Raw genomic sequence first — 22,843 nt, forward strand, 5'->3', positions numbered from 1 at the left:
CCATGAACAAGCCTCTATGCGCGCTGATCGCCGTGCTGGCGGCGACAGGTGGCTGCAACACCGAATCACAAATTTACCGGGACCAGCCGCTGGTCGCCAAGGTCGAAGCCGGCATGACCAAGGATCAGGTCGAGCAGATTGGCGGCAAACCGCTATCGATCACCGATCGCACGGTGGAGCCTGGCACCTGCTTCGATTACAAACTGACGCAAGCGGGCCATCAGCAGCCGTACAACGTCAGTTTCGACGGCAGGGGCAAGGTCGACCACAAAAGTTTCATGACTTGTGCTGAATGGAGTCGTGTCCAACAAAAAGCCAGAGAGTATTCCCCCACCACGGGCGGGATGGGCGGCGGTTACTGAGACCACGACCTTATCACCTGAAGCCCCGGCGAACCGGGGCTTCAGGTGTACTATTTGTCTGATTTATGACTACGCGACGATTTACCCGACCGGGCTCTGTAGGCGGGAAGCGCAGCCGCATAGGCCAGTGCTTCCTCTCGGCTGCCAAAGGACCCAAGCCGGTCACCTTTGGTGCACACCCGCCACGGACCGCTGTTCACGCTGAGTACGTCATAGCCGTTCATGTGCATTTTGGTCAGCATCGAAACGCTCATAATTCACCTCCATTTCGGCAGTGATAGTCCAGAGTCCACTTATTACCTTACACCCGACCTTCACTGATGTGCCGACCAGACGTCGCGTCAGGATTCCGGCATCCCATTGCACTTTCAACCGCCCTGTCGACTCTAACCCTTGAAGCAGACTCGTCTGCGGATTGCGGTCCGAATATTGCATTTTTATGACTGTTTTATGACAAGCAGCAGTCGGGTAATCCATGAAAGTACGCGCAACCGTCATTTGCGAGCAGGACCGGCACATTCTCCTGGTGCGCAAACCCAGGGGACGCTGGACCTTGCCGGGCGGAAAAATCGAGCCTGGCGAAACCATCGCGGGCGCGGCCACAAGAGAGCTTTATGAAGAAACCGGGCTTGGGGTCGACGGCCTGCTGTACCTGATGGAGCTGGAAACGATCAGCACCCGACATCATGTCTACGAGGCGTCGGTCGTAAACCTGGCCGAGGCTCGGCCACAGAATGAAATCTTCGACTGTATCTGGTACCCGCTGGACGCCGTCCAGAACCTGAACACAAGCGACGCCACGCTCAGAATCGTCAGAGCGTTTCAGCGTCGCTTGTAGCTCATCGCTGCCAACGCCCCCTTGAAGGGTCAGCCCAGATCGCCACCACCGACCGGCATGACCATGCCGGTGATGTAGGAGGCTTCGTCGCTGGCCAGAAACAGGATAGCGCTGGCCTGTTCATCCAGTGTGCCGTAGCGCTTCATCAAACTGCTGTCGAGGGTCTGGTCGACGATCTGCTGATACCACAGCTTTTCCTGAGCGCTTTGTTCTGCGGTGTTGCGCGGGATCAGCCGTGGCGGCGCTTCGGTGCCACCGGGAGCGGTCGCGTTGACCCGCACTCCACGACCGGCGGTTTCGAACGCCAGGCACGCGGTCAGCGCATTGACCCCGCCCTTCGCCGCACCGTAAGGCACGCGATTGACGCTACGGGTGGCGATGGATGAAACGTTGACGATGGCGCCGTTGCCTTGCTCAAGCATGAACGGCAGCGCGGCATGGCAGCACCATAGCGTCGGGAACAATGAGCGGCGGACTTCGGCCTCGATCTGCGACTCTTCATAGTGCTCGAAAGGCTTGGCCCAGATCGTGCCGCCGACATTGTTGACCAACACATCGAGGCACCCGAAGCGCTCGACCGCGGTGCGCATCACGCGGCTGCATTCGTTGTATTGCTCAAGGTCGGCGGTCAGGGCGAGCACCTGGCTGTCCCGCCCCAGTTCTTTCTGGAGTTCGAACACCAGATCGGAGCGATCGACCAGAATCAACCGCGCACCTTCGGCGGCCATGCGTTCCGCCACACGCCGGCCGATGCCTTGGGCGGCACCGGTAATCAGCGCGATTTTTTCGTGGAATCTGTTCATGTGTACCTCGTGACGAAGATCAGTTAGTCCTGTAGGAGCGAGGCTTGCCCGCGAAGAACGATGACGCGAAATACCTGAAAAACCGCGGTGCATTCTTCGCGGGCAAGCCTCGCTCCTACAGGGGGGCGTCGCCGCAGAACATTTTCAGGCCGCGCTGGCGGCAAATTTCTCGTAGTAGAAGTTCGCAGGCGCGATGCCTTGATCGCGAATGAACTGGCTGACCGCTTCGACCATCGGCGGCGGGCCGCACAGGTAGACATCGACGTCGCCATCGTTCAGATGCCGTGGCTCGATGTGCTGGGTCACGTAGCCCTTGAGCGGATGCCGACTGTCGGGGTTGGCCACGCAGGCGCTGAAGCTGAAGTTCGGGATTCCTGCGGCGAAGGCTTCCAGTCGATCCATTTCCACCAGGTCGAAATCGTTGGTCACGCCGTAGATCAAATGCAGCGGATGCTCGCTGCCCTGCTCGGCGATTTTTTCCAGCATCGCGGTAAACGGCGCCAGACCGGTGCCACCGGCCAGCAGCAACAACGGCCGGCGAATATCGCGCAGATAGAAACTGCCCAACGGTCCGGCCAGGCTCATGCTGTCGCCGGCCTTGGCCATGCCGGTCAGGAAACTGCTCATCAAGCCGCCGGGCACGTTGCGAATCAGGAAACTGACTTCGCCGTCACGCTGCAACGAGCTGAATGAATACGCGCGGGTCTGCTCGCTGCCGGGAACCCCGAGGTTCACATATTGCCCCGGCAGAAACGCCAGTTTGCTCAGGGACTCGCCTTTGATCGACAGCGCGATGGTGCTGTCGGACAGCTGACGCACGGCGCTGATGGTCGCGTCGTAGCTGGTCTGACGGGTACGGCAGACATCCGATGAAACCGGCACCCGCACCACGCAATCGCTCTGCGCACGCATCTGGCAGGTCAGGACAAAACCCTGCTGCGCTTCGTCGGCGCTGAGAGCATCTTCGATGTAATCCTCGCCCAGGTCGTAACGCCCGGCTTCGGCAAAACACTTGCAAGTGCCACAAGCGCCGTCGCGGCAGTCCAGCGGAATATTGATGCCCTGGCGGTAAGCGGCATCGGCCACGGTTTCGCCGGCGTTGGCGTCGATGAACCGGGTGACGCCATCTTCGAAATTGAATGCTATGGAATGAGTCATGACGGCCGCCTCAGAGGTGGTAAACATCGATGACCTGGCGAACGTAGTCGTTCTTCAGGATCACTTTCTTGGCCAAGATCAGCGGGTTCTCACCGCGCACATCCAGGGTGTAGAAACTGCTGCCGAAATAGCTGTCGACGGTCTTGTAGCGAAAGCTCAGGGTGTGCCAGTTGAAACGCACCTTGCACAGGCCGTCGGCCTGTTCGATCAGCTCGATGTTGCTGAGGTTGTGCGAGGTGCGGGTGTCCGGCACGCTGGCGCTGGAACGCTCGGTCTTAATGCGAAAGATGCGGTCTTCCAGGCCCGTGCGGTTGCCGTACCAGATCAGCGAAATTTCCCGCTGCGGGTCTTCGGTGAGTTCGTCGTTGTCATCCCAGGACGGCATCCAGAAAGTTGCGTCCGGCGCATACAACTCCAGCCAGTCGTCCCATTGCTTGTCGTCGAGGTAGCGAGCTTCGCGGTAGAGAAAATCGCGCACCGCGTCATAAGTCATGGTCATTGCACGGCCTCCACTGCAATCAGGTCGGACTGTTCGGCGGCCAGGGCCTTGAGCATGGTTTGCTGCCAATATTTGTGTTGCAGCACGAACAGGCCTTCATCTTCGGTTCGCACCCCGCTGAGCAGCGGATGCAGGTCGATTTCCCTGGCCGCGTCATCGGCGCCTTCAATCCAGTGCTCAGCACCACGGGACATGTCGTTCCAGGTGGTGACGCTGCCCTGATAGCCGGTCTGGCAGGAACGAAACTCTTCCAGATCGTCCGGAGTGGCCATGCCGCTGACGTTGAAAAAGTCCTCGTACTGACGAATCCGGCTCGAACGGGCGTGGTCGCTTTCACCTTTGGGCGCGATGCAGTAAATGGTGATTTCGGTGCGGTTGACCGAGATCGGCCGGGCGATGCGAATCTGTGAGCTGAACTGATCCATCAGGTACACGTTCGGGTACAGGCACAGGTTGCGCGAGTTCTCGATCATCCAGTTGGCGCGGGCCTGGCCGAAGTCCCGGGCCAACTCGTCGCGACGTTCGTACAGCGGACGGTCTTCGGGGTTGGACCAACGGGTCCAGAGCAGCATGTGGCCCTTGTCGAAGGAATAGAAACCACCGCCCTGCTTGGCCCAGGTGCCGGCGCTCATGGTCGGATTGCAATCGCCGGCTTCGCGCTGTTTGCGCTGGTTCTGGGTGGCGGCGTAGTTCCAGTGTACGGAGCTGACGTGATAGCCGTCGGCACCGTTTTCAGCGGTGAGTTTCCAATTGCCTTCGTAAATGTAACTGGAGGAACCGCGCAGCACTTCCAGGCCATCGGCGGACTGGTCGACGATCATGTCGATGATCTTCGCCGACTCGCCCAGATGCTCTACCAACGGCACCACATCGGCCTTGAGGCTGCCGAACAGGAAGCCGCGATAGGACTCGAAACGCGCGACTTTGGTCAGGTCGTGGGAGCCTTCGCAATTGAAGCTCGCCGGGTAGCCGGCCGCCGCCGGGTCCTTGACCTTGAGCAACTTGCCGGAGTTGTTGAAGGTCCAGCCGTGGAACGGGCAGGTGTAGGAGCTCTTGTTGCCGGTCTTGTGCCGGCAGAGCATCGCCCCGCGGTGGCTGCACGCATTGATGAAGGCGTTCAACACGCCATCCTTGTTGCGCGCGATGAAGATCGACTGGCGCCCCATGGTGGTGGTGTAGAAATCGTTGTTGTTGGGGATCTGGCTTTCGTGCGCCAGGTACAGCCAGTTGCCTTCGAAGATGTGTTCCATCTCGAGGTCGAACAGCCGCGGATCAGTGAACATCTCCCGCTTGCAGCGATAGATACCCTGTTCAGGGTCTTCTTCAAGCAGGGAGTGAAGGTATTCGGGTCGCAGGGACATGGCCGCCGCCTCCATTGTTTTTATTCAGGCAGGGCCATGCTAGGACGTGGTGATGGGGCGGACTATCCGCGGGGTGCAGACCTGTATCCGTTTTGTGCAAAGGGCGGTTGATGGTTGCAATGTGGCGAGGGAGCAAGCTCCCTCGCCACAGGTTGCTCATTGATCTCAGTGCCGGCGCTTGAGGGTGTCGGAAGGCAATTCGCCGAACTGTTTGCGGTAGCTGTCGGAGAACCGGCCCAGGTGCAGGAAGCCGTAATCCATGGCCACTTCCGTGACGTTGCGCACGTTGCAGGTCGGGTCGCTCAGGTTGGCGTGAATGCGTTCGAGCTTCTTCTGCCGGATGTAGTTTTTCGGCGTGTCCCCCGCATTGCGTTCGAACAGCCCATACAGCGAACGCAGGCTCATCCGCGCCTGGCGCGCCAGTTCTTCGCTGTCGATGTCTTGCTTGAGGTTACAGGCGATGTAATCGACCAGCGCCTCGAACGTGGCCGAGGCTGAGCCAGGGTCGGTGCGCATGACGTTGGTCTTCATTAGGCCGAGCATCTTGCTGACCACGATTTGCGCATAGTGCTCCTGCACGCGAGGAATCGGCTCGGATGCCTCGGCTTCCTGGCAAATCATCGCCAGCAGGCCGACGAAACCTTCCAGTTCATTGAGCTGATAACGGTTCTCCAGAAACCGCACGCCCTGCCCCGGATACCGCCAGCGCTGCTCCTCGCACACCGACTCCAGCAGCCGGGTGGGGACTTTCAGGATGAATTTTTCGCAATCACTGGAATAGGTCAGATCCACCGGATCGTCCGGGTTGATCAGCAGCAACTCCCCGGGCGCGAAGTAATGTTCCTGATCGTGGCCACGCCACAGACAATTGCCGCGCAACAACACTTGCAAGTGATAGATGCTGTCCAGCGCGCCAGAGGTAACCCGCACGCTGGCGCCATAACTGATGCGGCACAGATCAAGGCTGGCAAACTTGCGATGATCGAGGCTGGCCAGCGGCCGGCCGGCCCTGGGCATCTGCAGGCAATGGTTGCCAACATGCTGATTGACGTAGCCCGACACCGCATACGGGTCGGCATGGTCGAAGATTCTGCTGCGATGACTCAACAATTGCGCTTGCATCATCGGTTCACTCTCATTGTTGTTATCGGTGGCGCCGCCATTCTAGGGCCGAAACACAGAAGGCCACGAGATAAACGGTCGGTTATCTCGTGGCCCGGTTCGGCTGCTCGAGAGGTGTCAGTCCTCGAGTGCGCGGACCCGTTCGTGGCGTTGCTGCTCCTCAGGTTGGGCGGACGACTGCAGGGTGAAGTCGAAATCGATTTCGGCAAAACGACCGCTCACGCCATGGGCCGCTGCACGCTGCGGATCGTCGCTGAAGGTGATCTTGGCGATCAGTTCGTCACGGGTGGCGTACGCGAAATCGTCATGCAGGTACTGATCGCCATCGAGGTTGATCTGGGTGGTCAGGTGACGATGATCCGGTGCCGAAATGAAGAAGTGAATGTGCGCCGGCCGCTGGCCATGACGTCCCAGTTGATTGAGCAGTTGCTGGGTCGGACCATCCGGCGGGCAGCCGTAGCCCGACGGCACGATGCTACGGAAGCGATAACGGCCCTCGGCATCGGTGACGATCCGGCGACGCAGGTTGAACTCGGACTGGGTGGTGTCGAAGTACGAATAGGTGCCGCCGGTGTTGGCGTGCCAGACATCCACCACCGCCCCGGCCAGCGGTTCGCCGGCGGTGTTGAACACCCGGCCCTGCATGAACAGAGTCACACCCGGATCGACGCCGTCATCGAGACGCGCTTCGCCTTGCGACAGCGGCGCACCCGCCACATACAGCGGCCCCTCGATGGTCCGCGGGGTGCCGCCGGATTTGCCGGCCTGCTCGTCTTCGGCATCCATCAACAGGTCGAGGTAATGCTCAAGACCGAGCCCGGCCACCAACAGACCGGCCTCCTGCCGCGCGCCCAGCACGTTGAGGTAATTGACGGCTTTCCAGAATTCTTCCGGGGTCACGGCCAGGTCTTCGATGATGTTCACCGAATCACGCAGGATGCGGTAAACCAGCGCTTTGACCCGCGGATCGCCGGCCTCGTTGAGCAGGCCGCTGGCTTCTTCGAGAAACTTCTGGACACTGGCGGTGTGGGAAATCTTGACGTTCATGGTGGATCCTCATCTTGTAATTATTAGCGTAGCGAACTGAACAGGCTGGGTTCAGCGGTCATCCTCGCGAATGGAAGAAGGATGCCGGCACAGCGCGTTGACCTCGATGGCCATGTACGGGTACAGCGGCAATTGCATCAGTAGGTCGTGCAGTTCCTGAACGCTGTCGACATCGAACACGCTGTAATTGGCATAGAGCCCGGCGATGCGCCACAGATGACGCCACTTGCCTTGCTCTTGCAGGCGCTGGGCCAGGGCTTTCTCGTCTGCCTTGAGCTGAGCGGCGCGCTCCGGGTTCATGTCGACCGGTAAATTCACGGTCATTTTTACGTGAAACAGCATGATGCCCTCCTCAGGCTTGATGAACGACAGTGGAACTTTTGTCCCGACGGAAAAACGCCAGGCGTTCTTCATCCAGGGTCAGGCCCAGCCCCGGTGTTGACGGGACGTGCAGTTGGAAATCGCGGTAGACCAAGGGCTCGCTGAGGATGTCTTCGGTCAGCAGCAGCGGGCCGAACAATTCGGTATCCCAGCTCAATGTATTCAGGGTGACAAAGGCATGGGCCGAGGCCAGCGTGCCGATTCCGCCTTCAAGCATGGTGCCGCCGTACAGGCCGATACCGGCCGCCTCGGCAATCGCGGCGGTTCGCAGCACGGCGCGCGGGCCGCCGTTCTTGGCGATTTTCAGAGCGAACACCGAAGCGGCGCCTTCCCGTGCCAGGTTAAAGGCATCTTCCACGCACTCGATGGATTCATCGGCCATGATCGGCGCCGGGCTCATGGCATTCAGGCGCACCATGCCGGCGCGGTTATTGCGCGAGATCGGTTGTTCGATCAGGTCGATGCCGTTGGTGCCGAGGATCCGGCAGGCCCGCAGAGCGACTGCTTCGTCCCAGGCCTGATTGACATCGACCCGCACGCTGGCGCGATCGCCCAAGGCCTTTTTGATCGCAATAACGTGAGCCAGGTCGCGGTTGACCTCGCCGGCGCCGATTTTCAGCTTGAAGATCCGGTGGCGGCGCAGGTCGAGCATTTTTTCCGCTTCGGCAATGTCCTTGGCGGTGTCGCCGCTGGCCAGGGTCCAGGCCACCGGCAATGCATCGCGAACCCGTCCGCCCAACAGTTCGCTGACCGGCAGGCCAAGGCGCTTGCCCTGGGCGTCGAGCAAGGCGCTTTCGATACCCGATTTGGCGAAGGTGTTGCCACGAATGCTGCGCTCCAGGCGCAACATCGCGGCATTCACATTGCCGCAGTCCTGGCCGATCAGCAGTGGCGCGAAGTGTTTGTCGATGTTGGTCTTGATACTGTCCGGGCTTTCGTTGCCGTAGGCCAGGCCGCCGATGGTGGTCGACTCACCGATACCTTCAATGCCATCGGCACAGCGCACCCGAATGATCACCAGGGTCTGGTTCTGCATGGTGTGCATCGCCAGCTTGTGTGGGCGAATGGTCGGCAGATCGACGATGATCGTCTCGATCGATTCAATGGCTGCTGCAAGCATGTCGCGATACCCGTCAGGTTCTTTAAGTTCTGGAACCGATTCTGGTACGGCTTTTTTCGGGAAGCCAATATAGAATTGGTCTGACTCGATACCTTAAAGGTATTCAACAGATCGACGTTCGGAGGCCCCATGGAACTGCGTCACCTGCGATATTTTCAGGTGTTGGCTCAAACCCTCAACTTCACCCGCGCCGCCGAACTGCTGCACATCGCCCAACCGCCGCTGAGCCGGCAGATCCAGCAGCTGGAAGACGAACTCGGGGTACTTCTGCTGGAGCGCGGCCGACCGTTGAAGCTGACCGACGCCGGGCGGTTTTTCCATGAACACTCCACCGCCCTGCTCGAACAACTGGGCAAGGTCTGCGACAACACGCGGCGGATCGGCCTGGGTGAAAAGACCTGGCTGGGTATCGGCTTTGCGCCCTCGACCCTCTATGGCGTGCTGCCGGAACTGATTCGCCGGTTGCGCAGTGGCGAGCCACTGGCGCTGGAGTTGGGGCTCTCGGAAATGACCACGTTGCAGCAGGTGCAGGCGCTCAAGGCCGGGCGCATCGATGTCGGCTTCGGGCGCATCCGCATCGACGACCCGGCCATTCTGCAGACCGTGCTCACCGAAGATCGACTGGTCGCCGCCCTGCCCGCCGGCCATCCGCTCCTCGCCAGGCCCATCAGCCTTCGTGAGTTGGCGAAAGAACCTTTTGTGCTCTACCCCGGCAACCCGCGCCCGAGTTACGCCGACCACGTGATCGCGTTATTCGAAGCCAGTGGCGTGCACATCAAGGTGGCGCAATGGACCAACGAGCTGCAAACGGCGATTGGTCTGGTGGGGGCGGGAATCGGGGTGACACTGGTACCGGCCTCAGTGCAGTTGCTGCACCGCGACGACATCGGCTTCACCCCGGTGCTGGAAGACAACGCAACCTCGCCGATCATTCTCAGCAGGCGCGTGGGCGATGTATCGCCAGGGTTGAATCATTGCTTGCGGATGATCGATGAACTGCTGCCGCGCGACAGTTGAGCCGTAAATGCAATCCGTAGCAGCTGTCGAGCCCCAGCGAGGCTGCGTTCGGCTGCGTAGCAGTCGTGAATCTGGCTAATGCGGTCTGCCTGATGTATCGCGATCTCCAATTTTACGACTGCTACGCAGCCGAACGCAGCCTTCGGCAGCTGCTACAAGAAGTCGCGGTTAGGCCACGACACCGGCGAACGCTCGGCGACCGGCACGCATTTCTGTGCGAAGTTCGCCGATCAGGTTGGAAATATCGCGAACACTGATCAGTTTGTCGGGGGATACGCCGGTGATCAACAACTCAATCCGCCCGGAGCTCTGATCGAAAACCTTGATCCGCAAGGTTTCATTCTGGTTCAAGGTGCATTCGCAGGAGAGCGGCTTGAAACCGGACTCGACAATCTGGCAAAGCTGCTCAATTGAAACCATGATAGACGCCCCTCCATGGACGGTTTTCCGATTGGATCCACTGAGATTAGTTCAGCTTGCGCAATGCGCCAGTGAGCTTCGTAGGAGCTGGCGAGCCCGCGTTCGCCGTAGCAGCTGTCGAGCTTGCGAGGCTGCGTTCGCCGTAGCAGCTGTCGAGCCTGCGAGGCTGCGTTCGGCTGCGCAGCAGTCGTGAATCCGGCTGGCGGGGTTTGCCTGATGCACCGCAAGTTCTGGTTTGACGACTGCTGCGCAGCCGAACGCAGCCTCGCAGGCTCGACAGCTGCTACACAGTCAATCACCCCCGACGTCGTTCAGTGAGAATCCCCATCCCATATCCAATTCCAGATCCCCGGCAAACGAACAGGTTCGGAACTCTGCTTGACGGTGCGCGCCATGGCCGCCCGCTGTAGCGCTGTCGTGTCGTCGTAAAACGGTTTCTGCGCCGTGGCCAGACCGGTGGCGTTGGCACTGTCGAGGAGGATTTGCAGGTATTCGCGGGCATGCCGGGCGGTGTAGCGGTTGAGGTCGTGAAAGGTCACCACCACCGGAATCACCCCATCCACCGTCGGCAACTCGCCAAGGGCGATGCGCTCGCGCACTTCGGACAGCTGCCGCAGCATATTGGCCCGTCGTCGAGGGCTGGCGTTGAAGCCCCAGATCTTGCCGTCATTGGCGCTCAGGTCGGTCAGCAGTACGTGCATGCCATGCTGCTGATAAGCGGCGAAGGTGCGTTTGTCGTAGTTCCAGAACGGCGGACGCACCAGGTTCGGTGGAGTGCCAGTGATCGCGGCGATGTCTGCGCTGCCGTTGGTCAGCGACTGTTCCAGTTGTTCCGGCTCCAGGGAGCGATGGTTGGTGTGGTGGGGAGTGGCCGTGTGGAAGCCCAGCAGATGCCCTTCGGCCTGTTCGCGCCGCATGAGCTGGCGGCCCACGTCACTGCCGCCGGCGCCCGAGGCACGGGTCTGCACGAAGAACACGGCTTTGATGTCCGGTTGCAGCGGATTGCGCGCCAGGCTGTCGAGTACAGTGGCGGTTGGGTTGTAAAAACCGGACGCGCTGGGCCCGTCGTCGAAGGTCAGCAGAAAGCGGATCGGCGCCTGCGCTTGCAGACGCTGTTGCGTCTGCGGCGTCATTTCAATGGGCGCGGCGATGCAGCCAAACAGGCCGACGGCGATGGCGAATACGGATAGAACCTTGATCAACTGCTTCATGTTTTGCCTTGGGCCAGACCTTGCGACCGTCACGTTTAATGGCAAAAGCCCCTCGCCCATTTATCCTTCGACCGGCCCGCCAATCGCTGCGAGCCGAGGTTGGATAAGGGTACACAGTGTTTGGTTCCAGCGCCTGCTCCCCAGGTGATTGCATTTCAAACTACAAAAACTAAAAAGCCCCGCCATCAATTGGCGGGGCTTTGGGGATGTGCAAACCGATCAGGGCTTCAGCGGGCGTTCCTGGTCGCGGTCCGACAGCTCTTTACCGTCGTCGGGGTGCTTCCAGTCCGGCGTCGAACGCTTCTGCCGCTCGATTTCTTCCTCCGTCGGTTCATCGGTCTCATCATCCAGGTCCGGACGCTTTGGTTCAGTGGCCATGTCCACCTCCCGTCCTCAAGGGATCATCCGTTAAGCGTAGAACAGTTTCGCGCCGGAGACTCAGAGCCACCAGCGCAGCAAAAAGAAAAAGCCCATGCTCAACAACATGCTGAGCAGAGTATTGCGGGTGTAAAGCACCAGGCCCACGGCCACCAGCGAACTGATCAGGTAGGGGTTGTCCCACTGCAGGTTCAACTGTTTGTCGGGCATGAACACAATCGGCCCGCAGATCGCGGTGAGCATGCCCGGCACCGCGAAACCGAGGAACTGCCGGGCATTGCTGCTCAGGCGTACCGGCAACCGAGGCTCAAGAAATACGTAGCGGTTCAGGAATACCAGCAGGCCCATCCCGATAATCACAGCCCAGACCATCATGTGCGCCCCACGTAGAGTTTGTTGCAGATAAAGCCCGCCGTCATGCCTGCCAACCCCGACAGCACCAGCGCCGAACCCCATTGCCAATAGCTGAACAGTACCGAACAGAACAGCGAGACCGCCACGCAGACCACCGTCGGAACGTTGCGCACCACCGGCGTGATCAAGGCGATAAACGTCGCGGCGATGGAGAAATCCAGCCCCAGGTGTTCGAGGCCCGGAATGCTGCTGCCCAGCACAATGCCCGCCAGGGTGAAGAGGTTCCATGCGATGTAAAACGTCAGGCCCACGCCGAGGGCGTACCAGCGGTTGAACTGCTGTTTGTCGTGCTGGCTGGTCAGGGCGAACAACTCGTCGGTGAGCAAAAAACCCAGCCCGATACGCCAGCGGCCCGGCAACGGGGAAATCACCGAACGCATGCTCATCCCGTACAGCAAATGCTGGGAGGTCAGCAGCAACGTGGTCAACAGAATCGAAAAGACCCCGGCGCCGCCCTTGAGCATGCCGATGGCGACCAATTGCGCCGCGCCGGCAAACACGATGCTCGACAGCCCCTGGCCTTGCAGGGGTGTGAGGTTGGCCTCGATGGCCATGGAACCGGCCAGCAATCCCCAGGGCGCGGTCGCCAGGGACAACGGCATGATGGCCGCGGCACCACGAAGGAATGCAGTACGCGGCATGAATGAGTTGGACATAACGCTCTACAACCAGGAAAAGACGTCAGACTGTGCCAGCAGTCATGGCCGATGGCTTGAACAATCTTGCGCACTTGCAACGACTTCACGATTGACAAATACCCCGTCGGCTTTTAAAACTGGGCGCCTCATTCAGGGTGTAAGCAACCATGTCCGCAACCTTCAACCTCAACACTGTCGTCATTGGCTTGATTGCCAAGGCGCAAGGTTGCGTTGCGCACGCCCCTAAATCGAAGAAACAGTCGCTCATGTGACCGGGGCGCGCTGTCCCGTCAGATGAGCTGACAGGACATTGAGCGCGACGGACACCCCTCCTCTTGCTGACTTCCTTCTACGCTTCTGACGGTGACGAAATCGGTCAACCTTCAGGAGAAAGTGCATGTCATCGTTTCAAGGTATCTGGGTTCCCATCGTTACGCCGTTTCACAATGGCGCGATCGACTTCATCGGGCTACGGCGGCTGGTCAGTCATCTGCTGGAAAAAGGCGTCGATGGCATAGTGGTCTGCGGCACCACCGGTGAAGCCGCGGCGCTGGCCAAGCACGAGCAACTGGCCGTGCTCGATGCAGTGCTGGAACAGGTGCCGCCAGAACGTGTGGTCATGGGCCTGGCCGGCAACAACCTCACCGAGTTGCTGCAATTTCAAAGCGAAATCCTGAAGCGTCCCCTGGCGGGTTTACTGGTGCCGCCGCCGTACTACATCCGCCCTTCCCAGGCCGGCCTCGAAGCGTTTTTCAACACCGTCGCCGATGCGTCCAGCGTCCCGATTATTCTCTACGACATTCCCTATCGCACTGGCATAGCCTTCGAGCAGGCGACCCTGCTGAGAATCGTCGCCCACGAGCGGATCGTCGCGATCAAGGACTGCGGCGGCAATCCAGCCAACACCTTGGCACTGCTCTCCAGCGGTAACGTCGACGTGCTGTGCGGCGAAGATAATCAGATCTTCGGCGCGCTATGCCTGGGTGCCAAAGGCGCGATTGCCGCCTCGGCCCATGTTCATCCCGAGCTGTTCGTGACGCTGTATCAACAGATTCGCGACAACCGTCTGGCGGACGGCCGAACGACCTTCTTCCAGTTGCTGCCGCTGATTCACAGCCTGTTCATCGAGCCCAATCCCGCCCCGGTGAAAACTGCCCTGGCCCTTGAAGGATTGATCCGCGACGAGCTGCGAGCGCCAATGCAACGCAGCAGTGAAGCCACCGTTGTACGCTTGAAAGAAGTACTGGCAGCGCTTGAAGGCGGCAATCGATAGAGCACAAGCGTCCAGCCCGAGTACCATGGAGCGATTCATATAACGCGTCAGGGAATCGACATGCTTTACCGAATCGCCGCCGACGGGCTGGTGCTGTCTCACTTGTTGTTCATTCTGTTCGTGCTGTTCGGCGGGCTGCTGGTGCTCAAATGGCGCCGCCTGATCTGGTGGCACCTGCCCGCCGCTGCGTGGGGCGTGATGGTGGAAGTCTTCCACCTGATATGCCCACTTACCGAATGGGAGAACCGCATGCGCCACGCGGCTGGGCAAACCGGTTACGGCGGTGGCTTCATCGAACATTACGTATGGCCGGTCATTTATCCGGCCGGGCTGACGCCCACGATTCAACTGGCACTGGGCAGTGTGGTGCTGGCGCTCAACGTGCTGATCTACGCGCGGCTGTTCCGGCAATGGAAACATCCGACCCGTTCAGGCAGTGACCATCGGTCCGGTTGAGCTCAGTTGGCAATGACGCTCATGTTCCGGCCACTGGCCTTGGCCACATAGAGTGCCTTGTCCGCAGCGCCGACCATGTCGTCAGGTTGGGCTTGCGAAGCCGGATCGTAGGCGCAGACACCCAGGCTGACCGTGACTACACCTTCCACGCCCCCAACGTGTTTGATGTCAGCTTGCTGAACCGCACGACGGATTTTTTCCGCCACCAGGAACGCCCCCACATAGTCGGTACCGGGCAGCACCACCGTAAACTCCTCGCCACCGAAACGAGCCGCGAGATCGCCTGGGCGCTTGATGTTGTCGGTGATGATGGTGCTGATTTTGCGCAGACACTCATCGCCCGCCAAATGGCCATAGTGGTCATTGAAGCTCTTGAAGTGGTCGACATCGATCAGCAGCAGCGCCAGGCTGCTCTGGCTACGCCTGGCGCGACCCATTTCCGCAAGGATAAACAGGTCGAACTGACGCCGGTTCGAAAGCCCGGTCAGTGCATCCTCCAGCGCCAGCAATTCAAGGCTGCGGTTGACCTCGATGAGTTTGTCCTGAGCCTCCAGCAATTCGTTCTGAACGTGATTCTGCTGCTTCATGAGGCGGATCAGGCGATAACCGAGAGCGCCCAGAAATCCCAGCAGCAACAAAACGATGCCCGCACTGAATATTGACTCCCGCCGCCAACTGGCAAGGACTTCATCCTTGTCGAGCGCGGCAAAGACGATCAGCGGATAACCCTCGACTCGCCGAAACCCTACGACCCGCACAACCCCGTCGACAAAGGACCTGACCGTTGCCGTACCGGAATCGCCTTTGGGCAGCAGCTGGGTAAACAGCGGCCCTTTGGCGACGCTGATGCCGATATCGGCCTCGTTGAACGGGCGCCGAACGACAATGGTGGTGTCATCGGAGATCAGGTTGATCACCCCGTTATTGCCGATGTCGATGCTGTTGTACAAATCCAGAAAGTGCTTGAGGTAGATCGACGCCACCACCACGCCGGCAAACCGGCCATCAGCGTGATTGATCCGGCGTGACACGGTCATGATCCACTCACCGGTCGAGCGACTTTTTATCGACGGACCGATATGAGGACCACGGTCGGGATGATCGCGGTGGTAGATGAAATATTCGCGGTCGGAATTATTGGCATTGGGCGGTATGACGTTAATGGCGTTGGCGAGCCAGCGTCCTTCTTCGTCGAACACGAACAGCCCATGGATCTGCGCCAGTTCATTGCGCTGGGCGTAGAGCAAACGTTGCAGCCGGGGAAATTTATCCGGTTGCATGCCGTCGATTTCGAGGCGGTCCACCAAGGAAAACAGCAACGTGTCGGCCTGTTTGATCGATGCCTGGGCCTGCGAGGCCAGGGTTTGCGCCAGGTTGGACATCGACACTTCGCTCTCACGCAGATGGTACTGACGCGAGTTCCAGCTCTCCCCGATCACAATGGCCATCAAGGACAGGCACACCGCAATCAGCAGAGAAACCGCGTATCGAACCTTGAGCGTTGACTCAACCGGCACCGGCACCCAAGGCGTGGCGAACCGGGCGTGTTCAATACGATCTTTGACGGACGGATGCCCCATGACGCTCCCTTAATCCCTTATGACATGGCGAATTTTCCCGTTCGCCCTTTTAGCGCCAGCCAGCCGTGACCGGCGCTCAAACCACTACAACCCGACACCGATACGATAGGTGATTTGGGCGAAAACGATCATCGAAATCATCCACCGGATCAGCGAGGATGATAGCACCCATTACTTAAGGCTCCCTGCCAGAAACTGCTGCAACCGCTCGCTCCGAGGCTGCTCCAGCACACGGCTCGGTGCCACCTGTTACTCCACCCGTCCCTTGGCGGCCAGGGTGCCCAGCAGGATTTGCGGGCCAAAGCCTTCCAGAAGCATTTCGCTCTCCTTGTTTTTATTAGTGAAGAGGATGGTCAAACAGAGCGGCCTGGACGGCCGCCCTGTTTCAGGTATCGAGAGGCGTCATTTCGCGCCGTAGACGTCGAAATCGAAGTACTTTTTGTTGATCCGCTCGTAAGTGCCGTTGGCCAGAATCGTCGCCAGCGCCTTGTTCAAGTCTTCGCGCAGCTCGACATCACTCTTGCGCAAGCCAATGCCGTCACCGACGCCGAAAAAACCGGGGTCATCCAGGGTGGCACCCGCAAATTCATAGTCCTTGCCCCGCGCAGTGTTCAGAAACCCGTAACTGGCCTGGATCGCGCCCTGCAGCGAGGCATCGAGTCGCCCCACTACCAGGTCGGCGTACACCTGGTCCTGATTCTGATAGGAGAGAATATCTACTCCCTTCGAACCCCAGACAGCTTTGGCATAAGCCTCCTGGGTCGACCCCTGCTCCACGCCAATACGCTTGCCCTTGAGCGACTCCAGGGAGGGCAGCAAGCCCGATCCACGCCTGACCACCAAACGCGCCGGCGCATTGGACACCTTGTCGGTAAACGCAATCTGCTCCAGGCGCTTGGGCGTAATGGTCATCGACGAAGCCACCGCGTCGAACTTGCGCGCCAGCAGGGCCGGGATCATGCCGTCCCAGCTGCTTTCAACCCAGACGCAGCGAGCATGCAACTCGGCGCAAAGCGCCTCGGCGATGTCGACCCCGAAGCCGGTCAGCGTGCCATCCTGGTTCTTGTATTCCAGCGGTGGGTAGGTCGGGTCGACGCCCAGCCTCAACACTTTGCCGGACCAGTCGGCCGCCCCGGCCAGGCCGGATGCCGTGAACAACACCAGTGATACAGCCGCGATCATTTTATTCATTGTTATTTTTCCTCTAGGGGCTCGCCGAGCCAGGTTACCGACAGCTTTTTGTACAACCGCAGCGCTTGAAAACGCCGCCGCTCAACGCAGAAAACCCTCGACCAGCTTCACCCAATAACTCGCCCCGATCGGCAGGCAGGCATCATTGAAGTCATAGCCGGGGTTGTGCAGCAGACAGCCGCTGTCGCCCTGGCCATTGCCGATCACCAGATAGCTGCCCGGGCACTTTTCCAGGATGAAAGCGAAGTCCTCGCTGGCGGTGAAGGGGCGCAGGTCGTCAATCATTTGTCCTTCGCCCAGCCAGTCCTGCGCGACCTGACGGGCGAACGCTGTCTGCTCGGGATCATTGATCAACACCGGATGACAATGCCGATAGTCGATATGGGCCTGTGCGCCGAAACTGGCGGCCTGGCCCTCGACCAGCTCGGTAATTCTGAGCTCGAGTAGCCGGCGAACTTCAGGGGTCAACGCTCGCACGCTCAGACTCATTTCGGCGAACACGGGAATGACATTCGAGGCGCTTCCGGCATGTATGGAACCCACCGTGATAATTGCCATGTCCTGCGGGTTGACGTTGCGCGACACAATGCTTTGCAAGGCGATTACGATCGAGGCGCACACCACCACCGGATCGATGGCCTTGTGCGGCACCGCGCCGTGGCCGCCGTGGCCGATGATTTTGATCGTCACCGTATCGGCAGACGCCATGAACGGGCCGCTGTAAAACCCCAGATGCCCGACGGGATAACCCGGTACGTTGTGCATGGCAAACACCGCATCACACGGGAACCGTTCGAGCAGGCCGTCTTCAAGCATTTTCCTGGCACCGCCCAGCCCTTCTTCGGCCGGCTGGAAAATCAGATGCAATGTGCCGTTGAACGCCCGGGTTTGTGCCAGGTATCGAGCGGCCGCCAACAGGGTTGCGGTATGCCCATCGTGGCCGCAGGCATGCATCACACCGTCAATCCGGCTGGCATACGGCAGGCCGGTGGTTTCCTGAATCGGCAGTGCATCCATGTCGGCGCGCAAGCCAACGGAGCGCCCCTCACCATTTTTCAGGGTGGCGACAACTCCGGTCCGGCCCACACCGGTGCTGACCTCAAACCCCCACTGCGTCAAACACTGAGCAACCCGCTCACTGGTGGCGAATTCCTCGAAGCCCAACTCGGGGTGCGCGTGAATGCTGTGCCGCAAAGCGATCATTTCATCCTGGATCGCTGCAATACCAGGCAAGACAGGGCCGGCGTTCATTGTTGTATTCCCTCGATAGGTCTGGGCGGCTGTTGGGGTCGATCTTAGGGAACGGAATCCGGGCTGGGGAGACGCAGTTTGGTTATGATGACAACCATTGGTTGTCGTCATGGTGAGCATATGAAACTGCATCAACTACAAGCACTGATCGCCAGCGCCGAAACCGGCAGCATCCGCGCAGCCGCGCGTTCGCTGGAGATGTCCCAGGCCGCCGTGACCAAAGCACTTCGCGAGCTGGAAACCAGCCAGCAGTTGCCACTGTTCACCCGAACGCCCAACGGCCTGAACTTCACGGAGTACGGCAAAGTGCTGCTGACTCACGCCCGGCTCGTGATCAAGCAACTCGAACATGCGCAGACAGAGCTCGATCACCTGCGAGGCAAGGCTCAGGGGCGGCTCTGTGTCGGCATCACGCCATGGATTGCCTTGACCTTCTTGCCCGAAGTGGTACTGGCCTTTCGGGAGCGAATGCCGGAAATCCGGCTGGAGTTGTTCGAAAGCCTGATGGCCGTGGCCCAACCGCTGCTGCGCGATGGCAGCATGGATTTTGCGATCGGCCAGCTACACCCGGCGCAATCAACCCAGGAATTTGCCAGCGAAACCCTGCTCGATTACCAAACGTCGGTGTTGGTCCGCCAGGGCCATGCACAACAGAATGCTCGATCGATCCATGAGCTGCTGGAGCAGAACTGGACCTTGAACTATGCACCGGACGGTCACGATGGGCTGATGCAGGAGTTGTTCTGGAAACACGGTGCACACATTGATGAGAGCCGAATCGTCCGCGCCCATTCACTGGCCATCCTGCAAATGATGGTTGAGCGGGCCGACATGTGCACCTGGGGGCCCTCCATCGTGAGTATCGCCCCGCCCTTTCTCGGCCGCGTGGTTTCCCTGGGGCTGACCGAACAATTCGAACCCAGGCAGTTGAGCATCGTGACACGCCGCAACGGCGCGCTGAGCAATCCGGCACTGTGCTTCACCGATTGCCTGTTACAGGTCATTCGGCGTCACGCCCGCTCGGCCAAAAAGGAAGACCGACAACTCTTTGAAACGCTGCACCTGCGGGTTTGAGAAGGATCAGGCGCGCGTCTGTTTCAATGCCTCAAGCCAGGCCGGATTCAATTGCGTCTGCTCAGTATCGATGCCCAGTGCTTGCATCCGCGCCGCGTGTTGATCCATCTCGCGGGCCAGCTGACTATGGTCGCTGGAGTTGCCGTCCAACTGGTGCATCTGGCTCAGCCCCAAGTGATAAAAGCGCAGCAGCTTCATGGCGGCAGGGTCGCCCTGCTCCACCGCCACCGTCACCTGGTGCATGACGTTGGTGACGCTCATCAGGCTGCGCTTGAGCTGCCAACCGTAAACCGCTGGCGCCATCCACTCCTGGCTCCAGAACTTGCCGCGCATCAGCGCCACTGTCAGCAACAACGCGGCAAACACCCCACCCACGTTGAACCGCAGATTATCGCCGCTGGGTTCTCCGAACAGCGTCACCGCCGCCGTCGACAGCACCATCGCCAGCGCCAGGAACATCAGGGCGATGATCACCGTGCTGCGCCGCGTCTGGCTTCGATAGGTTTCGGCATTCATTGGCTGGATTTCGAACATCGCGACGGGGTTCCTTGCATCGATGGTAAAAGGCGCTGTGACAAAAAGACTGCGAGGCATTATCGCCTCCCCGAAGGATTTAGCTATGCTGGAGCTCCTTTTCATCTTTTCATCGTCAAACGGGAGCATGGCGATACAGCGCAGTTCGTGCCATCTTCATCATGGATACACACTATTCGGATGCCATGCGCCGTTGCTGGCGGGTGACATCGTTTTAAGGATCATTGAATGACCCAACGACATGTAATCAACGCCTCGGTCAGCCCTAAAGGCAGCCTGGAAACGCTCTCCCAGCGTGAAGTACAGCAACTGAGCGAAGCCTCATCCGGCATCACCTACACCCTCTTCCGCCAATGCGCCCTGGCCATCCTCAATACCGGCGCCCACGTTGATAACGCCAAGACCATTCTGGAAGCCTATAAAGACTTCGAAATCCGCATTCACCAGCAAGACCGTGGCGTACGCCTGGAACTGCTGAACGCCCCCGCCGACGCTTTCGTCGATGGCGAAATGATTGCCAGCACCCGCGAAATGCTCTTCAGCGCCCTGCGCGACATCGTCTACACCGAAAACGAACTCGACGCCTTGAGCATCGACCTGAGCACCTCCCAAGGCATCAGCGACTACGTCTTCCACCTGCTGCGCAATGCCCGCACCTTGCGCCCCGGCGTCGAGCCGAAAATCGTGGTGTGCTGGGGCGGCCACTCGATCAACACCGAAGAATACAAATACACCAAGAAAGTCGGCCACGAACTCGGCCTGCGCAGCCTGGACATCTGCACCGGCTGTGGCCCTGGCGTGATGAAAGGCCCGATGAAAGGCGCGACCATCGCCCATGCCAAGCAGCGCATCCACGGCGGCCGTTACCTCGGCTTGACCGAGCCGGGGATCATCGCCGCCGAAGCGCCGAACCCGATCGTCAACGAACTGGTGATCCTGCCGGACATCGAGAAACGCCTGGAAGCGTTCGTGCGGGTTGGCCACGGCATCATCATTTTCCCTGGCGGCGCGGGCACGGCCGAAGAGTTCCTGTACCTGCTCGGCATCCTGATGCACCCGGACAACCAGGACCTGCCGTTCCCGGTGGTCCTTACCGGGCCGAAAAGTGCCGCGCCGTATCTGGAGCAACTGCACGCCTTCGTCGGCGCAACCCTCGGTGAAGAAGCGCAGCAGCACTACGAGATCATCATCGACGACCCGGCTGAAGTGGCGCGGCAGATGACTCAGGGCCTCAAAGCGGTCAAGCAATTCCGCCGCGAGCGCAACGACGCGTTCCATTTCAACTGGCTGCTGAAGATCGACGAAGGCTTCCAGCGCCCGTTCGACCCGACCCACGCCAACATGGCCAACCTGCAACTGAGCCGCAACCTGCCGCCCCACGAACTGGCCGCCAACCTGCGCCGCGCGTTCTCCGGCATCGTCGCCGGCAACGTCAAGGACAAGGGCATCCGCCTGATCGAAGAACACGGGCCGTACCAGATCCGTGGCGATGCCGAGGTCTTGCAGCCGCTGGACCACTTGCTCAAAGCCTTCGTCGCCCAGCACCGGATGAAACTGCCGGGTGGCGCGGCGTATGTGCCGTGTTACCAAGTGGTGGCTTGATACGCAAAACCCTGTGGAAGCGGGCTTGCCCGAGATGGCCCGCTTGCAGAACCACCGGAAACAAGAAACCCCGCGTGATGCGGGGTTTCTTGTTTTTGGGGACTGAGTCAGTGGAGCCCATTGTGGCGAGGGAGCTTGTCGGATCGCCGCACCGTCCCGCTGGGTTGCGAAGCGACCCCAAATCCAGCAACCGCATTTTTCTGGCACACCGCATATGCCGGTTTTGCGACTGCTGCGCAGCCGAGCGGGACGGTGCGGCGATCCGACAAGCTCCCTCGCCCACAATGGGTCACTCAGTTCTGAGGATCGAGGTTATCCAGCACTCGGTTGACGGCCAGTTCACCAAGCATGACCACCGATTGAATCCCCAACATCACATTGCGATGTGGCATATCCATCAATCCGGCGAACTCACTGAGCATCATGCTCTCTGACGCCAGGGATTCGCAGGCGTTGACCAGCAGGGTTTCGTTATCGACCTTCGCTCCCACATGGTAAATGGTACTGGGTTTGCGCTTGGTGTCTTTGGGGATGGGTGGTTTGAGGTAGTGGTCGAGGGCGCGGTCGGCGGCTTCGTGGAATTTTTTGGAATCGAGGGATTCGTACGGGGAGGTCGGATCGGTTTCTGGTGGGCTCGGTGTTGGTTTGAACATGTGAAGCTCCTTGATGAGTGAAGCTACCGCTGTTCGCGGTCAAACGAACAAGGTGGCAGCTGTACGCGGGTTGACCGACCGGACATCAAGGAATCCGGCACACCGAAGTGTCCCACGCACAGCCACCGCGACACGATGTTTCAGGCAATGCCTGAAACGGTCTTGGACGCTGGTGCGCCTTGATTTATGCGGACGGTCAAATCCGATCGCTGATTAGTCAGCGACCCGGAAACGATAGAGCCCGGCCTCAAGGCGCACAAGCCGGCGGATTCTGGCGTAGTCGTAGGCAGCGGAGCAAGGCTGTGTAGCCTGAGAGAGTGTCTGGAAGTGTCGTTTAACATCGCCTGTTTATCCGCCCCACTTCAGGTTTTGTGGTGGATGGGCCAGCCCCTTCGCGAGCAAGCCCGCTCCCACAGGGGATCTTCAGTGGACACATTATTTGTGTACGCCTGAGATTCAG

At 59.8% G+C, this 22,843-nt stretch carries 26 protein-coding genes; 7 read left to right on the forward strand and 19 right to left on the reverse strand.

Features of this window, described 5'->3' with window-relative positions:
- The first annotated feature begins 2 nt into the window (after nt 1-2).
- On the forward strand, nt 3-362 hold the full coding sequence (gene osmE, locus AC30D7_RS25895) for an osmotically-inducible lipoprotein OsmE (RefSeq protein WP_490135963.1): 360 nt from the start codon (nt 3-5) through the stop codon (nt 360-362).
- Between the two features lie 50 nt (nt 363-412).
- Here the strand turns inward: osmE and AC30D7_RS25900 are convergent, their stop codons facing one another.
- The gene (locus tag AC30D7_RS25900) at nt 413-616 is read right to left on the reverse strand and encodes a DUF2188 domain-containing protein (RefSeq protein WP_490135964.1); all 204 of its coding nucleotides are present in this window, start codon (nt 614-616) and stop codon (nt 413-415) included.
- A 221-nt stretch (nt 617-837) separates the two neighbouring features.
- On the opposite strand from AC30D7_RS25900, the gene AC30D7_RS25905 reads away from it, so the two are divergent.
- A complete protein-coding gene (locus AC30D7_RS25905; RefSeq protein WP_490135965.1) occupies nt 838-1,200 on the forward strand; it encodes an NUDIX hydrolase in 363 nt (120 codons plus the stop codon).
- Nucleotides 1,201-1,229: 29 nt separating this feature from the next.
- On the opposite strand, the gene AC30D7_RS25910 is transcribed toward AC30D7_RS25905, so the two are convergent.
- From AC30D7_RS25910 to AC30D7_RS25945, 8 genes are all read right to left on the reverse strand, one after another.
- Nucleotides 1,230-2,003 (reverse strand): 1,6-dihydroxycyclohexa-2,4-diene-1-carboxylate dehydrogenase, encoded by a 774-nt coding sequence (locus AC30D7_RS25910; protein WP_490135966.1) that lies wholly within the window; start codon nt 2,001-2,003, stop codon nt 1,230-1,232.
- A gap of 144 nt (nt 2,004-2,147) precedes the next feature.
- The gene (benC, locus tag AC30D7_RS25915) at nt 2,148-3,161 is read right to left on the reverse strand and encodes a benzoate 1,2-dioxygenase electron transfer component BenC (RefSeq protein WP_490135967.1); all 1,014 of its coding nucleotides are present in this window, start codon (nt 3,159-3,161) and stop codon (nt 2,148-2,150) included.
- Nucleotides 3,162-3,171: 10 nt separating this feature from the next.
- On the reverse strand, nt 3,172-3,660 hold the full coding sequence (gene benB, locus AC30D7_RS25920; protein ID WP_258673464.1) for a benzoate 1,2-dioxygenase small subunit: 489 nt from the start codon (nt 3,658-3,660) through the stop codon (nt 3,172-3,174).
- Complete coding sequence (gene benA / locus AC30D7_RS25925) at nt 3,657-5,021, reverse strand: benzoate 1,2-dioxygenase large subunit (RefSeq protein WP_490135968.1); 1,365 nt, start codon at nt 5,019-5,021, stop codon at nt 3,657-3,659. Before benA ends, benB begins: the two co-directional genes overlap by 4 nt.
- Before the next feature lie 165 nt (nt 5,022-5,186).
- Nucleotides 5,187-6,146, reverse strand: coding sequence for an AraC family transcriptional regulator (locus tag AC30D7_RS25930; RefSeq protein ID WP_490135969.1), 960 nt, complete (start codon nt 6,144-6,146; stop codon nt 5,187-5,189).
- Between the two features lie 114 nt (nt 6,147-6,260).
- Entirely contained in the window at nt 6,261-7,190 is a 930-nt protein-coding gene (gene catA / locus AC30D7_RS25935; RefSeq protein WP_018927994.1) for a catechol 1,2-dioxygenase, read from the reverse strand.
- Between the two features lie 51 nt (nt 7,191-7,241).
- Nucleotides 7,242-7,532, reverse strand: coding sequence for a muconolactone Delta-isomerase (gene catC / locus AC30D7_RS25940; RefSeq protein WP_007936026.1), 291 nt, complete (start codon nt 7,530-7,532; stop codon nt 7,242-7,244).
- 10 nt (nt 7,533-7,542) lie between these two features.
- Nucleotides 7,543-8,691 (reverse strand): muconate cycloisomerase family protein, encoded by a 1,149-nt coding sequence (locus tag AC30D7_RS25945; RefSeq protein ID WP_490135970.1) that lies wholly within the window; start codon nt 8,689-8,691, stop codon nt 7,543-7,545.
- A 129-nt stretch (nt 8,692-8,820) separates the two neighbouring features.
- Here AC30D7_RS25945 and AC30D7_RS25950 point away from each other — a divergent pair, with 129 nt between their 5' ends.
- The gene (locus AC30D7_RS25950; protein WP_490135971.1) at nt 8,821-9,708 is read left to right on the forward strand and encodes a LysR family transcriptional regulator; all 888 of its coding nucleotides are present in this window, start codon (nt 8,821-8,823) and stop codon (nt 9,706-9,708) included.
- 168 nt (nt 9,709-9,876) lie between these two features.
- Here the strand turns inward: AC30D7_RS25950 and AC30D7_RS25955 are convergent, their stop codons facing one another.
- The 5 genes from AC30D7_RS25955 to AC30D7_RS25975 form a co-directional block, all read right to left on the reverse strand.
- Complete coding sequence (locus tag AC30D7_RS25955; protein ID WP_258673457.1) at nt 9,877-10,128, reverse strand: DUF1652 domain-containing protein; 252 nt, start codon at nt 10,126-10,128, stop codon at nt 9,877-9,879.
- A gap of 311 nt (nt 10,129-10,439) precedes the next feature.
- Nucleotides 10,440-11,339 carry a polysaccharide deacetylase family protein gene (locus AC30D7_RS25960; RefSeq protein WP_490135972.1) on the reverse strand — a complete coding sequence of 300 codons (900 nt, stop codon included), beginning with the start codon at nt 11,337-11,339 and terminating at the stop codon, nt 10,440-10,442.
- Between the two features lie 219 nt (nt 11,340-11,558).
- Nucleotides 11,559-11,717 (reverse strand): hypothetical protein, encoded by a 159-nt coding sequence (locus AC30D7_RS25965; RefSeq protein WP_173861163.1) that lies wholly within the window; start codon nt 11,715-11,717, stop codon nt 11,559-11,561.
- A gap of 60 nt (nt 11,718-11,777) precedes the next feature.
- Nucleotides 11,778-12,089 (reverse strand): AzlD domain-containing protein, encoded by a 312-nt coding sequence (locus AC30D7_RS25970; protein ID WP_162830927.1) that lies wholly within the window; start codon nt 12,087-12,089, stop codon nt 11,778-11,780.
- Nucleotides 12,089-12,787, reverse strand: coding sequence for an AzlC family ABC transporter permease (locus AC30D7_RS25975; protein WP_018928001.1), 699 nt, complete (start codon nt 12,785-12,787; stop codon nt 12,089-12,091). Before AC30D7_RS25975 ends, AC30D7_RS25970 begins: the two co-directional genes overlap by 1 nt.
- 379 nt (nt 12,788-13,166) lie before the next feature.
- Between AC30D7_RS25975 and dapA the strand changes: the two genes are divergently transcribed.
- Nucleotides 13,167-14,042 (forward strand): 4-hydroxy-tetrahydrodipicolinate synthase, encoded by an 876-nt coding sequence (gene dapA / locus AC30D7_RS25980; protein WP_490135973.1) that lies wholly within the window; start codon nt 13,167-13,169, stop codon nt 14,040-14,042.
- Between the two features lie 60 nt (nt 14,043-14,102).
- Nucleotides 14,103-14,498, forward strand: a complete 396-nt coding sequence (locus AC30D7_RS25985) for a DUF2784 domain-containing protein (RefSeq protein WP_490135974.1) — start codon at nt 14,103-14,105, stop codon at nt 14,496-14,498.
- A 2-nt stretch (nt 14,499-14,500) separates the two neighbouring features.
- Here the strand turns inward: AC30D7_RS25985 and AC30D7_RS25990 are convergent, their stop codons facing one another.
- The 3 genes from AC30D7_RS25990 to AC30D7_RS26000 form a co-directional block, all read right to left on the reverse strand.
- Nucleotides 14,501-16,078 (reverse strand): sensor domain-containing diguanylate cyclase, encoded by a 1,578-nt coding sequence (locus tag AC30D7_RS25990; RefSeq protein ID WP_490135975.1) that lies wholly within the window; start codon nt 16,076-16,078, stop codon nt 14,501-14,503.
- A 402-nt stretch (nt 16,079-16,480) separates the two neighbouring features.
- Nucleotides 16,481-17,260 carry an ABC transporter substrate-binding protein gene (locus AC30D7_RS25995; protein WP_374707279.1) on the reverse strand — a complete coding sequence of 260 codons (780 nt, stop codon included), beginning with the start codon at nt 17,258-17,260 and terminating at the stop codon, nt 16,481-16,483.
- Nucleotides 17,261-17,350: 90 nt separating this feature from the next.
- On the reverse strand, nt 17,351-18,520 hold the full coding sequence (locus AC30D7_RS26000) for a M20 aminoacylase family protein (RefSeq protein ID WP_019582803.1): 1,170 nt from the start codon (nt 18,518-18,520) through the stop codon (nt 17,351-17,353).
- 84 nt (nt 18,521-18,604) lie between these two features.
- On the opposite strand from AC30D7_RS26000, the gene AC30D7_RS26005 reads away from it, so the two are divergent.
- On the forward strand, nt 18,605-19,594 hold the full coding sequence (locus tag AC30D7_RS26005) for a LysR family transcriptional regulator (RefSeq protein WP_490135976.1): 990 nt from the start codon (nt 18,605-18,607) through the stop codon (nt 19,592-19,594).
- Nucleotides 19,595-19,600: 6 nt separating this feature from the next.
- Here AC30D7_RS26005 and AC30D7_RS26010 read toward each other — a convergent pair whose 3' ends face one another.
- Entirely contained in the window at nt 19,601-20,128 is a 528-nt protein-coding gene (locus AC30D7_RS26010; RefSeq protein ID WP_490135977.1) for a DUF3087 domain-containing protein, read from the reverse strand.
- A gap of 228 nt (nt 20,129-20,356) precedes the next feature.
- Between AC30D7_RS26010 and ppnN the strand changes: the two genes are divergently transcribed.
- A complete protein-coding gene (gene ppnN, locus AC30D7_RS26015) occupies nt 20,357-21,730 on the forward strand; it encodes a nucleotide 5'-monophosphate nucleosidase PpnN (RefSeq protein WP_018928007.1) in 1,374 nt (457 codons plus the stop codon).
- Nucleotides 21,731-22,023: 293 nt separating this feature from the next.
- Here ppnN and AC30D7_RS26020 read toward each other — a convergent pair whose 3' ends face one another.
- Nucleotides 22,024-22,383: a DUF6124 family protein gene (locus AC30D7_RS26020; RefSeq protein WP_490135978.1), complete on the reverse strand. Its 360-nt coding sequence runs from the start codon at nt 22,381-22,383 to the stop codon at nt 22,024-22,026.
- Nucleotides 22,384-22,843 lie beyond the last annotated feature (460 nt).

It is taken from the genome of Pseudomonas sp. DF5 (assembly GCF_058148225.1).

Excerpts from the sequence above, each read along its gene's own strand:
- osmE (WP_490135963.1), top strand. The coding sequence starts at position 3 with ATGAACAAGCCTCTATGCGCGCTGATCGCCGTGCTGGCGGCGACAGGT.
- AC30D7_RS25900 (WP_490135964.1), bottom strand. The coding sequence starts at position 616 with ATGAGCGTTTCGATGCTGACCAAAATGCACATGAACGGCTATGACGTA.
- AC30D7_RS25905 (WP_490135965.1), top strand. The coding sequence starts at position 838 with ATGAAAGTACGCGCAACCGTCATTTGCGAGCAGGACCGGCACATTCTC.
- AC30D7_RS25910 (WP_490135966.1), bottom strand. The coding sequence starts at position 2,003 with ATGAACAGATTCCACGAAAAAATCGCGCTGATTACCGGTGCCGCCCAA.
- benC (WP_490135967.1), bottom strand. The coding sequence starts at position 3,161 with ATGACTCATTCCATAGCATTCAATTTCGAAGATGGCGTCACCCGGTTC.
- benB (WP_258673464.1), bottom strand. The coding sequence starts at position 3,660 with ATGACCATGACTTATGACGCGGTGCGCGATTTTCTCTACCGCGAAGCT.
- benA (WP_490135968.1), bottom strand. The coding sequence starts at position 5,021 with ATGTCCCTGCGACCCGAATACCTTCACTCCCTGCTTGAAGAAGACCCT.
- AC30D7_RS25930 (WP_490135969.1), bottom strand. The coding sequence starts at position 6,146 with ATGATGCAAGCGCAATTGTTGAGTCATCGCAGCAGAATCTTCGACCAT.
- catA (WP_018927994.1), bottom strand. The coding sequence starts at position 7,190 with ATGAACGTCAAGATTTCCCACACCGCCAGTGTCCAGAAGTTTCTCGAA.
- catC (WP_007936026.1), bottom strand. The coding sequence starts at position 7,532 with ATGCTGTTTCACGTAAAAATGACCGTGAATTTACCGGTCGACATGAAC.
- AC30D7_RS25945 (WP_490135970.1), bottom strand. The coding sequence starts at position 8,691 with ATGCTTGCAGCAGCCATTGAATCGATCGAGACGATCATCGTCGATCTG.
- AC30D7_RS25950 (WP_490135971.1), top strand. The coding sequence starts at position 8,821 with ATGGAACTGCGTCACCTGCGATATTTTCAGGTGTTGGCTCAAACCCTC.
- AC30D7_RS25955 (WP_258673457.1), bottom strand. The coding sequence starts at position 10,128 with ATGGTTTCAATTGAGCAGCTTTGCCAGATTGTCGAGTCCGGTTTCAAG.
- AC30D7_RS25960 (WP_490135972.1), bottom strand. The coding sequence starts at position 11,339 with ATGAAGCAGTTGATCAAGGTTCTATCCGTATTCGCCATCGCCGTCGGC.
- AC30D7_RS25965 (WP_173861163.1), bottom strand. The coding sequence starts at position 11,717 with ATGGCCACTGAACCAAAGCGTCCGGACCTGGATGATGAGACCGATGAA.
- AC30D7_RS25970 (WP_162830927.1), bottom strand. The coding sequence starts at position 12,089 with ATGGTCTGGGCTGTGATTATCGGGATGGGCCTGCTGGTATTCCTGAAC.
- AC30D7_RS25975 (WP_018928001.1), bottom strand. The coding sequence starts at position 12,787 with ATGTCCAACTCATTCATGCCGCGTACTGCATTCCTTCGTGGTGCCGCG.
- dapA (WP_490135973.1), top strand. The coding sequence starts at position 13,167 with ATGTCATCGTTTCAAGGTATCTGGGTTCCCATCGTTACGCCGTTTCAC.
- AC30D7_RS25985 (WP_490135974.1), top strand. The coding sequence starts at position 14,103 with ATGCTTTACCGAATCGCCGCCGACGGGCTGGTGCTGTCTCACTTGTTG.
- AC30D7_RS25990 (WP_490135975.1), bottom strand. The coding sequence starts at position 16,078 with ATGGGGCATCCGTCCGTCAAAGATCGTATTGAACACGCCCGGTTCGCC.
- AC30D7_RS25995 (WP_374707279.1), bottom strand. The coding sequence starts at position 17,260 with ATGATCGCGGCTGTATCACTGGTGTTGTTCACGGCATCCGGCCTGGCC.
- AC30D7_RS26000 (WP_019582803.1), bottom strand. The coding sequence starts at position 18,520 with ATGAACGCCGGCCCTGTCTTGCCTGGTATTGCAGCGATCCAGGATGAA.
- AC30D7_RS26005 (WP_490135976.1), top strand. The coding sequence starts at position 18,605 with ATGATGACAACCATTGGTTGTCGTCATGGTGAGCATATGAAACTGCAT.
- AC30D7_RS26010 (WP_490135977.1), bottom strand. The coding sequence starts at position 20,128 with ATGTTCGAAATCCAGCCAATGAATGCCGAAACCTATCGAAGCCAGACG.
- ppnN (WP_018928007.1), top strand. The coding sequence starts at position 20,357 with ATGACCCAACGACATGTAATCAACGCCTCGGTCAGCCCTAAAGGCAGC.
- AC30D7_RS26020 (WP_490135978.1), bottom strand. The coding sequence starts at position 22,383 with ATGTTCAAACCAACACCGAGCCCACCAGAAACCGATCCGACCTCCCCG.